Origin of the sequence: Francisella sp. 19S2-4 (assembly GCF_036281795.1) — a bacterium.
Taxonomy (GTDB): domain Bacteria; phylum Pseudomonadota; class Gammaproteobacteria; order Francisellales; family Francisellaceae; genus Francisella.
On the sequence record NZ_JAWUZH010000001.1, the window covers coordinates 61,641 to 73,430 of the forward strand.

An 11,790-nucleotide genomic window follows, 5' to 3' on the forward strand; every position below is an offset into this window, starting at 1 on the left:
ACTTATCTGCTATTTTATTATAGAAAAGTTTTTACTATTTTAAATAAGGTCATATTTCATGGATTTTGCAAAAGTAGTTTGGGAAGAAAATACACCTAAATCATATTTTTTTGGAGATTTTTATTTTTCTAGTGAATCAGGAGTAGAAGAGAGTAGATATAATTTTTTAGATCACAATCTTTTGGAATCTAAATTTAGTTCTTTAAATCCTAATCAAAAATTTTGTATTTGTGAGACTGGTTTTGGAAGTGGTCTTAATTTTATTTTGACAATGAATCTTTGGCAGAAAGTTGCACCAGTAAATACATATCTAGAATTTGTTTCATTTGAAAAATATCCTATGACATTAAACGATATTTCAAGAGTATTGAAAAGCTTTAATAATTTAGAAGGTTGTCAAGAGTTATTAAATCAATATACTCTTGAAGAAGGTCTTAATATTTTTAATTTCAAGGGAATAACTTTAAAACTTATAATAGATGATATTAATAATATTGATAAATATACTTTCTCTAAAGTAGACTCTTGGTTTCTTGACGGTTTTGCACCTGCCAAAAATATTTCAATGTGGACAGATAGTTTTTTTGAAAAAATGCATTTATACTCTAATTTCAAATCATCATTTGCAACTTTTACAGCTAGTTCTTATGTAAGAAAGCAACTGCAGAAAAATGGGTTTGAAATTAAAAAAGATAAGGGATTTGGTAAAAAGAGAGAAATGATGTATGGATATCTTAAATCTTAATCTCTGGAATATGTTTTACTGCATCAAAGCTACTAAAACTATATTTGGCAATATTGTTTATATAAAATGGATCATTTTTAATAAATTCTTTAATCTCATCTATATTTCCTAAAGCTAATATGACTCCTCCAGTTTTAGGTATCTTTGGTCCTGAGGCTAGAAATATGCCTTTATTGTAACCAATATCTAAAAAATCTCTATGAGATGGTCTAATTTTTGCTACTTCACTTTCTTCTACTAAATATTGTAAATCAATAATATGGATATGCATGTTGTTCTCCTGGGTATAAAAAAAGCCACATAGGTGGCTTTTTATAAATAATAGCTGTAATTAATGAATATTTAGATTTTTTTGAAAATTACAGAACCATTTGTACCACCAAATCCAAATGAATTATTTAGTACATAATCAATTTTCATTTTCTTAGCAGCATTAGCTGCATAATCTAAATTACAACCATCATCTAAGTTTTGTAGGTTGATAGTAGGAGGAGCTACTTGATCCTTTATCGCTAGTACACTAAATATAGACTCAATTGCACCAGCAGCACCAAGTAAATGTCCAGTCATAGACTTTGTAGAGCTCATTACAAGATCTTTTCTATATTGACCTATCATTTTCTCTACTACTTGGCTTTCTTGAACATCTCCTAAAGGAGTTGAAGTACCATGAGCATTAACATAGTCAATAGCATCAGGATTATTTTCAAGTCCAGCATCAGCAAGAGCATTCTGTATACATCTTTCTTGTCCAGCAGCATATGGCATAGTCATATGATAACCATCAGCGGACATACCAAAACCTACAACTTCAGCATATATTTTAGCGCCACGAGCTTTAGCTTTTTCATATTCTTCTAGTACTACAACACCAGCACCATCACCTAAAACGAATCCATCTCTATCTCTATCCCAAGGACGAGATGCGCCTTGAGGATCGTCGTTTCTAGTAGATAATGCTCTAGCAGCTGCGAAACCACCCATTCCAATAGCATTACTAGCTTTTTCAGAACCACCAGCAAGCATAGCATCAGCATCACCACTAGCAATTAATCTAGCTGCCATACCGATATTATGTGTGCCTGTAGTACAAGCTGTAACGATTGGTACATTAGGGCCTCTTAAACCATGGTTTATAGAGATAATTCCAGAAAGCATATTTATAATAGACGAAGGTATACAAAAAGGAGAGATCTTAGATGGTCCTTTTTTATCTATAGTTGCTTTAGTAGCTTCTAAAGTTTCTATACCGCCTATTCCAGAACTAACACAAACTCCAAACTTATAAGAGTCTTCTTCAGATACTTTGTCTATGCCAGCATCTTTTAGAGCTTCATTAGCCGCTGCGATACCATAATAGCAGAAAGGATCTACTCTTTTAGCATCTTTTTTTCCTACAAATGTATCTACATCAAAACCTTTAATTCTTGCTGCAAACCTAACTTTGAACTCGCTAATATCTGGAGCTGGAGTATCAAAACCAGTAATAGTTTCTACACCACTTTTACCAGCTAGAATATTCGCCCAAGTTGTAGAAACATCATTTCCTAAAGGTGTCACCATCCCAAGTCCAGTAACAACTACTCTACGATTAGATTTCATAATTTAAATTAACCTGTTTATACTTTTAGAAAAAAGCACGGAATTTTACATTAAAACTCGTACTGACTTTGAGATTAATTTTGATTAGTTTACTTTTGAATCGATATAGTCGTAAACATCTTTAACAGTTCTGATTTTCTCTGCGTCTTCATCAGGGATCTCAGTATCAAATTCTTCTTCTAGAGCCATAACTAATTCAACTGTATCTAGAGAGTCTGCACCTAAATCATCAATGAAAGACGCTTCTGGTTTAAGATCTTCTTCTTTTACACCTAGTTGCTCAACAATGATAGAGTTTACTTTAGCATATACTTCATTTGCGCTCATGTTTTTTTCCTTCTTATTTTTGTTTTAAAAATTAAAATCTTACATTTATTTCTTATAATATTATTTTTTATTCATTTTTGCAATAATTTTCCAAAAATTAAGCCATATACATGCCACCATTGACATGAAGTGTTTGTCCTGTAATATATCTTGCATCTTCCGAAGCTAAGAAAGCGACAGTAGCAGCTATATCTTTAGGAGCTCCCATTTGACCCGATGGTATTTTTGTTGCAATAAATGATTTCTGCTCATCTGTCAGCTTATCAGTCATATCTGTTGCTATAAATCCAGGAGCCACAACGTTAACAGTTATATTTCTACTAGCAACTTCATAAGCTAGTGATTTTGAAAAACCAATTACTCCAGCTTTAGCTGCACAATAGTTTGTTTGGCCTGGGTTACCTGCAGAGGCGACAACAGACCCTATAGAGATAATTCTTCCCCATCTTTTTTTCATCATTCCGCGTATACATTCTTTTGTCATACGAAAGATAGAGCTAAGATTGGTATTTATAACAGCATTCCACTCATCTTCAGACATTCTCATCATTAAATTATCACGAGTAATGCCAGCATTATTTACTAATATATCTATAGCTAGATTTTCTTCTTTTATTTGAGCAAAAAAATCTTTAATACTATCTGCGTCAGAAATATTTAAAACCATGCCCTTAGCATTGTAACCTTGATCAGACATGGATTTTTCAAATTTTTCAGCGGACGCTTGAGTTGTAGCTGTTCCTATAACTGTAGCACCTTTACTTGCTAGAGTGTTTGCAACTTCAAAACCAATTCCTCGACTAGCGCCTGTTACTAATACAATTTTTTCATTTAAAGACATTTATATCTCCTATTTAAATGTTTTCTAAACTTTCTACTGTGTTTGTATCTTTAATAGTTAATGACTTATCTATTCTCTTTATAAGCCCACATAGTACCTTATTAGGTCCACATTCAATAACTTCATTAACTCCAAGTTTAACAAGCTCTTCTATAGACTGTGTCCATAATACTGGTTTATACAATTGTTTAATTACAGCTGCCTTTATTTCTGATGGATTATTATGAGATTTTGCATCAAAATTTTGTACAACTGCAGTTGATGGTTCTTTGAACTCAACCTTATTTAATTCTGCTTCAAACTTATCAGCAGCATCTTTCATTAAAGAGCAATGAGATGGGACGCTGACAGCTAAAATTTGAGCGCGTTTAGCACCTTTTTCTTTAGCTATTGTATTTGCTTTTTCTACTGCTACTTTTTCTCCTGAGATAACTACTTGACCAGTTGAATTAAAGTTAGCAGCCTCTACTATTCCAGCATCAGAAGCTTCTTGACATGCTTGAACTACATCTTCATTTGAAAGACCTAATATAGCACTCATAGCACAATCTTTATCAGTTACAGCACTTTGCATTAATTTGCCTCGTGTAGATACAAGCTGTAGAGCATCTTTATATGAAATGCATCCAGCTGCGAGAAGGGCTGTATACTCACCCAAACTATGACCTGCAAAGTATTCTATGTTAAGATCAGGTTTAGATTCTTTTAAAACTCTAAAGATAGCATAACTTGTAGCTAGTAGAGCAGGTTGTGTAAATTCAGTTTTATTTAAAGTGCTTTCATCATTTTGGATGATATTCCAAAGATCGTAGCCAAGATGTTCTTTTGCTTCATCAATAGTCTTTTTGAAGGTTTCAAAATTTTCATAGTAGTCCTGAAGCATTCCTAACTTCTGTGAACCTTGACCTGGAAAAACTATAGCTATTTTTGACATAGTAAAATCTCCTTGTTAAATAAAAATAATTGTATGCTAGATTATATTTTTGCGATAAACCCACCCCAGACAAATCCAGCACCGAATGCTTCGGAAATTATCGTATCTCCGGGTTTAATTTGATTATTTTTTATGGCGTAATCTAACGCTAAAGGAATAGATGCCGCTGAAGTATTGCCTTGGTCTTGTAAGGTTGTAATAACTTTAGACATAGGCATATCTATTTTTTTAGCTGTTGAATTTAATATTCTATAATTGGCTTGATGTGGAACTAGCCAGTCAATATCGCTAGCTTTTATGCCTGCTTCTTTTATTAGTTCATCAGCTAGAGACGAAAGTCTTGAAACAGCAAATTTGAAAACTTTGTTACCTTCCATAATTATATATGGATCAATGTCAATAGCCCTACCTATACCACTCGGAAGATTATTTGGCACATTAAGCATTTCTAGGCAAGAGCCATCTGTAAATAATAATGATGATAAAATTTTCTTTTCTTGGCTTGCAGAAACTACTACAGCACCAGCACCATCACCAAAAAGCACGCAAGTAGAGCGGTCGCTCCAGTCTAAAACACGTGTCATTTTCTCTGCACCAATTACTAATATATTTTTTGAATTAGAGCTTTCTATGTATTGTTTTGCGATATCAAGAGCATAAACAAATCCGCTACAAGCAGCTGAAATATCAAAGCAGCGAACTTTGAAATCTTTTATTTCTAAATTATGGTGAACAGTAGATGCTGTAGAAGGCATTATGAAATCAGCGGTACTTGTTGCAACTATAATAGTGTCAATATCATCAGCACTTAAGTTGGCAGCTTTGAGAGCTCTTTTTGCTGCTTCAGTAGCCATATAACTAGTTGTTTCTATTTCGCTAGCGCAATGTCGTCTTTCTATTCCGACTCTTTGTCTTATCCATTCATCTGAAGTATCTACAAATTTACTGATATCTTCGTTAGTTAAGATTTTTTCAGGCAAATAACTTCCTGTACCTAGTATTTGTGCAAACATTATATAGTTATACCCATTTTAGTTAGATTAATAACAAAAAAACACCTTAAGCCAACAGTTGAAAGCTTATGATTCAAAAATTATTGTATCATGAATAAATGGATTAAAGAACTTTTTCTAAAGATTCTTGAATTGTTTTAGGAATATTATATTTGATTTCCTTGATTGCTTCGTAGATAGCTGTCTCGAAAGCATTTGCACTTGCGCTTCCATGACTTTTTACAACAATTCCTGTTAGACCTAGTAATGAAGCACCATTGAAGCTATCTAAATTCATACCAGTTTTCATTTTTTTGAAAAATGGTAGAGCCATCATTAAAGGAAGTTTCATAAGCCAAGATGTTTCTCTCATTGATTTTTTTATTAATGATTCAATAAGTCTCAAGCTACCTTCCATAGTTTTTAAAGACACGTTACCAACAAATCCATCACAAACAATAACGTCTGTAGTGTCATCAAATATGTACTTTCCTTCAATATAGCCCTGGTAGTTGATGAAGTCACAACCTTGAAGTAATTTAGAGGCGTTTTTGATATTATCTAAACCTTTCATCTCTTCTTCACCAATATTAAGTAGAGAAACTCTAGGTTCAGCAGTACCTTTTGAGCTAGCTGCTAATATTGATCCCATTATTGCAAACTGAAAAAGTTGCTCTGAAGAGCAGACAACGTTTGCACCAAGATCAAGCATATAAGTTTTGCTTAACTGTCTAGTTTCTCTATTGTAAGCAGGTAGGGCATATACAATAGCAGGGCGATCAACACCATTTATAGTTTTAAGTACAAATTTTGATGTAGCCATTAGGGCGCCTGTATTTCCAGCACTAACGCAAGCATCAACTGTGCCATCTTTAACAAGGTTGATAGCAACACGCATTGAAGAGTCTTTTTTCTTTCTGACAGCAATTGAAGGAGATTCATCCATGGCAACAGTCTCGCTGGCATGATGGATAGCTACTCTTTGTAGAACTGGTAATTTTATTTTCTTTACCTTTGAGTATCTGTCTAAAGCTCTTTTAACTTTGTGATGATCACCAACAAGTACGATCTGTAAATTAGAATCTTTCTTTACTGCCTCAAGAGCTGCAGGGATTGTGGTATTTAAACCATTATCACCACCCATAGCATCTATAGATATTTTATAACTCATGATAAATAAAATTTCCTATATAGATAATTAGTCGTGCTTATTAAAATATACTCTCTAATAAACGGGTTACGAAGTAATTTGCGAAATATTAGTCTTCAGATTTTGTATTTACAACTTTTTTGCCTTTGTAAAAGCCATTGGGAGATACATGATGCCTTAAATGTAGTTCGCCTGTTGACTTATCAGTAGATAAAGTAGGAGTTGTTAAAGAATCGTGAGATCTTCTCATGTCTCTTCTTGATCTGCTCTTTTTAACCTGTTGTACAGCCATTTTAGATAACCTCTTTTATATTTATTTATTATTGAAATTTAATGTTGTTTTAAAATTTTTAGAATCTCAAAAGGATTCTCTTTTTCTTTTGTAACATTTTCTTGTTCGCTATAGTATGAATGTTTTTTTACTTTTTTACAAGTGTTAGAATCTTTTTTTGGTACTAAAGGCAGATCTAATATGATTTCTTCTTTAAGAATGTCACGCAAGTCGATAACAGAATCTTTACATATAAAAGGTTCATTTAAGCTATCGGTTGCGAGTCTATCATCATCAACGATTATTATGCTATTTGAAACATCAAATTTATAATCAAATGGTTCAAGAGTGTTTTGACAAATTAGTTTAATTATTCCTTTTATACTATATTTAATACAAGGATAGTTTTTTTCTTCAAAAAAAGAGAAATTGCATATAAAAGTATGAGGTTCATCGTATATAAGTGTAGAGATCTCCTTCAGCTTGGCTAAGGTTATTTTATAGTCTAAGAGCTCTCTTTTTTGTTTAGCATATATGGAGTAGTTTATTTGATAATGGCTATCTTTCATATTTTTAATGATAAGCTTTAATTGCAATATTCTACCGTGATTTCTTGTTTTATTAAAGTCTCTACTGTATTATCGTAATAATTATGTTTTTGTAGTTTAACAATCACTAATAAAGGGTCAAACACTAATGTCTTTATCTATTTCTCAAGAAGTTTCAAATGCGATAAGATTCTTATCTATCGATGCAACGTTAAAAGCCAATTCAGGTCACCCTGGAATGCCTATGGGTATGGCAGATATTGCAACAGTTTTATGGACAAAGTTTCTTAAACATAATCCAAATAATCCAAGTTGGATAAATCGTGATAGATTCGTACTATCAAATGGCCATGGATCTATGTTGTTATATTCATTATTACATTTGTCTGGCTATGATTTATCAATAGAAGATATCAAAAACTTTAGACAACTTCATTCAAAGACACCAGGTCATCCAGAGTATGGCTATACTGCAGGTGTTGAGACTACTACAGGACCTTTAGGTCAAGGTATTGCAAATGCTGTTGGTATGGCTTTAGGAGAGAAGTTATTATCAGATAGATATAATGTGGCTGGAACGAAATTAATAGATCATCATACTTATGTATTTTTAGGAGATGGTTGTTTAATGGAAGGAATTTCTCATGAAGCATGCTCTTTAGCAGGAACTTTAGGGTTAAATAAATTAATAGCTTTTTGGGATGATAATAGTATTTCTATAGATGGAGATACGAAAGGCTGGTTTACAGATAATACTGTTGAAAGATTTAAAGCTTATGGTTGGAATGTAATAAAAGATGTTGGTGGTCATGATTTTGCAGCTATAGAACAGGCTATTGTTGATGCTAAAGCTGAGCAAAATAAACCAACTTTAATATGTTGTAAAACAGTTATTGGTTTTGGCTCACCTGAAAAAGCAGGTACTGCATCTGTTCATGGCTCACCTTTAAGTGATCAAGAGAGAGCTTCAGCTGCTAAAGAACTAGGTTGGAAATATGAAGCATTTGAAATACCTCAAGATGTTTATAAGTATTGGGATGCCAAAGAAAAAGGTCAAATTCTAGAACAGAATTGGCAAAAAGTATGGGATTCTTACAAAAATACTCCTAAATTTGAAGAATTAAAGAGAGTATTAAATAAAGAACTACCTTCTGAGTTAAATACTGCTGTGAGTGAGTATATTAACGCTCAGTTAGCAAATCCTGTAAAAGTAGCTACACGTAAAGCTTCTCAAATGGCATTAGAAGTGTTATGTAGTAAAATGCCGGAAATGTTTGGTGGATCGGCAGATTTAACAGGCTCTAATAATACTAACTGGAGTGGCTCTGTTTGGTTGAATAACACTGATGATGGAGCTAACTATCTTTCTTATGGTGTAAGAGAGTTTGGTATGGCCGCTATTATGAATGGTCTAAGCTTATATGGTGGATTAAAACCATACGGTGGAACATTCTTGGTGTTTAGTGATTACTCTAGAAATGCTATCAGAATGTCAGCATTAATGAAGCAACCAGTAGTTCATGTTATGTCACATGATTCTATTGGCTTAGGTGAAGATGGTCCGACACATCAACCAATTGAGCATGTGCCAAGTTTAAGGTTGATACCAAATTTAAATGTTTGGAGACCAGCAGATACTATTGAAACTATGGTTGCGTGGCAAGAAGCTGTTAAATCAAAAGACACTCCGAGTGTTATGGTTTTAACTCGCCAAGGATTACAGCCAGTGGTTGAAAACAAAAACCAGGTAGTAGAAGTTTCAAAAGGTGGTTATTTAGTTAAGGAATATTCTGATGCAAAAGCAACAATTGTAGCTACAGGTTCAGAAGTTGAGCTAGCTATAAACACTGCTAAAGAGTTTGAAAATAAAGGTATAAAAATAAATGTAGTTTCTATACCGTGTGTAGAAGTTTTTGATGCTCAAGATTTAGAGTATAAAAAAACAGTAATCAAAGATGATATCCCAGCTATTTTTGTAGAAATGGCACAGCCTGATATGTGGTATAAATATATGCCAAAAGCTGGAGGTGAAGTAAAAGGAATCTATAGTTTTGGTGAATCAGCACCAGCTTCAGATTTGTTTAAGTACTTTGGTTTTACTGTAGAAAATATCAGCAACATAGTTGCTAAATATGTGTAATAACTTTCGCAAGATAATATCTTAAGGAGATTAATAATGAGAGTTGCAATTAATGGTTTCGGTAGAATTGGTCGTTTAGCTTTTCGTCAAATGTTTGAAAAAGATGGAATTGAAATTGTTGCGATTAATGACTTAACAAATCCAAAAATGTTAGCACATTTATTAAAGTATGATTCTGCTCAAGGTAGATTCTCAAAAGCAGCTGTAACATCAGCAAAAGAAGATTCTATAGTTGTAGATGGTAAAGAAATTAAAATATATGCAGAAAAAGATGCTGCTAACTTACCATGGGGTGAGTTAAATGTAGATGTTGTACTAGAGTGTACAGGTTTTTATGTATCAAAAGCAAAATCACAAGCTCATATAGATGCTGGTGCTAAAAAAGTGGTTATTTCTGCTCCTGCTGGTAATGATTTACCAACAGTAGTATTTGGCGTTAACCATCATATATTAAATGCAGATGAGAAGATCATATCCGCAGCTTCTTGTACAACTAACTGCTTAGCTCCTATGGCTAAAGGTTTACATGATTTAGCAACAATTGAAAGTGGCTTTATGACTACTATTCATGCTTATACTGGAGATCAAAATACATTAGATGCTCCTCATGCAAAAAATGATTTCCGTCGTGCAAGAGCTGCAGCTGTAAATATTGTGCCTAACTCAACTGGTGCAGCTAAAGCTATTGGTCTTGTGATACCTGAGTTAGCTGGTAAATTAGATGGAGCTGCTCAACGTGTTCCTGTACCTACTGGATCTTTAACTGAGCTTGTTGCTGTGGTATCTAAGAGCGTTACAGCCGAAGAAGTTAATGCTGCAATGAAAGCTGCTGCAAATGATTCTTTTGGTTATACAGAAGAAGAGTTAGTATCTAGTGATATTATTGGCATTTCAGAAGGATCATTATTTGATGCTACTCAAACTAAAGTAACTTCACTTGGAGATAAGTCATTAGTTAAAGTTGTATCTTGGTATGATAACGAAATGTCTTATACAAACCAAATGGTTCGAGTAGTAGAATATTTTGGAGCTTTATAAATCTGGAGTAAGTTATGAATTTTCTAACTTTAAGAGATGTTGATTTAAAGGATAAAAGAGTTCTTGTTCGTGTAGATTTTAATGTACCTGTTAAAGATGGTAAGGTTACAAGTAAAGTCAGAATTGAGGCTGCTATCCCAACTATTCAATATATTTTAGATAAAGGTGGGGCTGTTATCTTGATGTCTCATCTAGGACGACCTGTTGAAGGTGAGTATGATCCTCAGTTTTCACTAGAGCCTGTAGCAGAAGCACTATCTCAAATCATTAATAAGCCAGTAAAATTTGCTAAAGATTGGTTAAATGGTATTGATGCTAAAGTTGGTGAAATCGTTATGTGTGATAACGTAAGGTTCAATAAAGGTGAAAAGAGCTCTAATGATGATTTATCGCAAAAAATAGCAAGTCTTGGTGATGTATTTGTTATGGATGCTTTTGCGACCGCGCATAGAGCTCAGGCATCAACATATGGTGTTGCTAAGTTTATACCCGTAGCGTGTGCTGGATTACTTTTAGCTAAGGAAGTTAATGCCTTAGAAAAAGTTTTGAAATCTCCTAAAAAACCAATGGCAGCTATAGTTGGCGGATCTAAAGTATCTACTAAACTGATGGTTTTGCATAATTTACTAAAAAAAGTAGAGATCTTAGTAGTTGGCGGTGGTATTGCAAATACTTTTTTAAAAGCTCAAGGATATAATATTGGTGCTTCATTATATGAGGAAGATCTTGTTATAGAAGCTAAAGAAATTATTACAGAAGCTAATTATAAAGGTATTATCATTCCAATACCTAGAGATGTCAGAGTTGCTAAAAAATTTGATGAAAATGCAGAAGCAATAGTTAAAGACGTACATGATATTGCTAATGACGATATTATTCTAGATATAGGACCTAAATCAGAAGAATATATTACAGAGTGTCTAAAAGAAGCAAATACTATACTTTGGAATGGTCCTGTGGGGGTGTTTGAGTTTGATAACTTCGCATCAGGTACAAAAGCCTTGTCTTTAGCTATAGCAGAATCAAATGCTTTTTCAGTTGCTGGTGGTGGCGATACAATCGCAGCTATCGAGAAATTTGATATAAAAGATAAAGTTTCTTATATATCAACAGCTGGTGGGGCATTTTTAGAGCTTTTAGAAGGTAAAAAACTGCCCGCTATAGAAATGCTGATAGAAAAAGCAAGTAAGTAATTTTAAAGG

The 11,790-nt window shown here is 33.4% G+C and carries 13 protein-coding genes; 4 read left to right on the forward strand and 9 right to left on the reverse strand.

Annotated features, from left to right (window positions below; translation table 11 throughout):
- The first annotated feature begins 58 nt into the window (after window positions 1–58).
- Window positions 59–745 (forward strand): tRNA (5-methylaminomethyl-2-thiouridine)(34)-methyltransferase MnmD, encoded by a 687-nt coding sequence (gene mnmD / locus R8535_RS00275; protein ID WP_329495429.1) that lies wholly within the window; start codon window positions 59–61, stop codon window positions 743–745.
- Here the strand turns inward: mnmD and R8535_RS00280 are convergent.
- The 9 genes from R8535_RS00280 to R8535_RS00320 form a co-directional block, all read right to left on the reverse strand.
- Window positions 735–1,016 (reverse strand): YciI family protein, encoded by a 282-nt coding sequence (locus R8535_RS00280; protein WP_329495431.1) that lies wholly within the window; start codon window positions 1,014–1,016, stop codon window positions 735–737. The two genes, mnmD and R8535_RS00280, sit on opposite strands and share 11 nt — an antisense overlap.
- 71 nt (window positions 1,017–1,087) lie before the next feature.
- Window positions 1,088–2,347, reverse strand: a complete 1,260-nt coding sequence (gene fabF, locus R8535_RS00285; RefSeq protein WP_329495433.1) for a beta-ketoacyl-ACP synthase II — start codon at window positions 2,345–2,347, stop codon at window positions 1,088–1,090.
- 84 nt (window positions 2,348–2,431) lie between these two features.
- On the reverse strand, window positions 2,432–2,674 hold the full coding sequence (acpP, locus tag R8535_RS00290) for an acyl carrier protein (protein WP_004287370.1): 243 nt from the start codon (window positions 2,672–2,674) through the stop codon (window positions 2,432–2,434).
- Between the two features lie 97 nt (window positions 2,675–2,771).
- Window positions 2,772–3,515, reverse strand: coding sequence for a 3-oxoacyl-ACP reductase FabG (gene fabG / locus R8535_RS00295; RefSeq protein ID WP_329495435.1), 744 nt, complete (start codon window positions 3,513–3,515; stop codon window positions 2,772–2,774).
- A gap of 13 nt (window positions 3,516–3,528) precedes the next feature.
- Window positions 3,529–4,449 carry an ACP S-malonyltransferase gene (gene fabD, locus R8535_RS00300; RefSeq protein WP_329495437.1) on the reverse strand — a complete coding sequence of 307 codons (921 nt, stop codon included), beginning with the start codon at window positions 4,447–4,449 and terminating at the stop codon, window positions 3,529–3,531.
- 41 nt (window positions 4,450–4,490) lie between these two features.
- Window positions 4,491–5,462: a beta-ketoacyl-ACP synthase III gene (locus R8535_RS00305; RefSeq protein ID WP_329495439.1), complete on the reverse strand. Its 972-nt coding sequence runs from the start codon at window positions 5,460–5,462 to the stop codon at window positions 4,491–4,493.
- Between the two features lie 103 nt (window positions 5,463–5,565).
- Window positions 5,566–6,612 carry a phosphate acyltransferase PlsX gene (plsX, locus tag R8535_RS00310; protein ID WP_329495441.1) on the reverse strand — a complete coding sequence of 349 codons (1,047 nt, stop codon included), beginning with the start codon at window positions 6,610–6,612 and terminating at the stop codon, window positions 5,566–5,568.
- Window positions 6,613–6,700: 88 nt separating this feature from the next.
- On the reverse strand, window positions 6,701–6,883 hold the full coding sequence (gene rpmF, locus R8535_RS00315; protein WP_329495443.1) for a 50S ribosomal protein L32: 183 nt from the start codon (window positions 6,881–6,883) through the stop codon (window positions 6,701–6,703).
- Between the two features lie 38 nt (window positions 6,884–6,921).
- On the reverse strand, window positions 6,922–7,431 hold the full coding sequence (locus R8535_RS00320; protein ID WP_329495445.1) for a YceD family protein: 510 nt from the start codon (window positions 7,429–7,431) through the stop codon (window positions 6,922–6,924).
- 127 nt (window positions 7,432–7,558) lie between these two features.
- Between R8535_RS00320 and tkt the strand changes: the two genes are divergently transcribed.
- The 3 genes from tkt to R8535_RS00335 are packed head-to-tail and all read left to right on the forward strand — an operon-like array spanning window position 7,559 to window position 11,781.
- The gene (gene tkt / locus R8535_RS00325; protein WP_329495447.1) at window positions 7,559–9,550 is read left to right on the forward strand and encodes a transketolase; all 1,992 of its coding nucleotides are present in this window, start codon (window positions 7,559–7,561) and stop codon (window positions 9,548–9,550) included.
- Window positions 9,551–9,586: 36 nt separating this feature from the next.
- Window positions 9,587–10,588, forward strand: coding sequence for a type I glyceraldehyde-3-phosphate dehydrogenase (gap, locus tag R8535_RS00330; RefSeq protein WP_329495448.1), 1,002 nt, complete (start codon window positions 9,587–9,589; stop codon window positions 10,586–10,588).
- Window positions 10,589–10,602: 14 nt separating this feature from the next.
- Complete coding sequence (locus R8535_RS00335) at window positions 10,603–11,781, forward strand: phosphoglycerate kinase (protein ID WP_329495451.1); 1,179 nt, start codon at window positions 10,603–10,605, stop codon at window positions 11,779–11,781.
- Window positions 11,782–11,790: the final 9 nt, after the last annotated feature.

Bases quoted from the DNA above. Each gene is read 5' to 3' on its own strand.
- R8535_RS00280 (WP_329495431.1), bottom strand. From the start codon at position 1,016: ATGCATATCCATATTATTGATTTACAATATTTAGTAGAAGAAAGTGAA.
- R8535_RS00305 (WP_329495439.1), bottom strand. From the start codon at position 5,462: ATGTTTGCACAAATACTAGGTACAGGAAGTTATTTGCCTGAAAAAATC.
- acpP (WP_004287370.1), bottom strand. From the start codon at position 2,674: ATGAGCGCAAATGAAGTATATGCTAAAGTAAACTCTATCATTGTTGAG.
- plsX (WP_329495441.1), bottom strand. From the start codon at position 6,612: ATGAGTTATAAAATATCTATAGATGCTATGGGTGGTGATAATGGTTTA.
- R8535_RS00320 (WP_329495445.1), bottom strand. From the start codon at position 7,431: ATGAAAGATAGCCATTATCAAATAAACTACTCCATATATGCTAAACAA.
- fabG (WP_329495435.1), bottom strand. From the start codon at position 3,515: ATGTCTTTAAATGAAAAAATTGTATTAGTAACAGGCGCTAGTCGAGGA.
- R8535_RS00335 (WP_329495451.1), top strand. From the start codon at position 10,603: ATGAATTTTCTAACTTTAAGAGATGTTGATTTAAAGGATAAAAGAGTT.
- fabF (WP_329495433.1), bottom strand. From the start codon at position 2,347: ATGAAATCTAATCGTAGAGTAGTTGTTACTGGACTTGGGATGGTGACA.
- tkt (WP_329495447.1), top strand. From the start codon at position 7,559: ATGTCTTTATCTATTTCTCAAGAAGTTTCAAATGCGATAAGATTCTTA.
- rpmF (WP_329495443.1), bottom strand. From the start codon at position 6,883: ATGGCTGTACAACAGGTTAAAAAGAGCAGATCAAGAAGAGACATGAGA.
- mnmD (WP_329495429.1), top strand. From the start codon at position 59: ATGGATTTTGCAAAAGTAGTTTGGGAAGAAAATACACCTAAATCATAT.
- gap (WP_329495448.1), top strand. From the start codon at position 9,587: ATGAGAGTTGCAATTAATGGTTTCGGTAGAATTGGTCGTTTAGCTTTT.
- fabD (WP_329495437.1), bottom strand. From the start codon at position 4,449: ATGTCAAAAATAGCTATAGTTTTTCCAGGTCAAGGTTCACAGAAGTTA.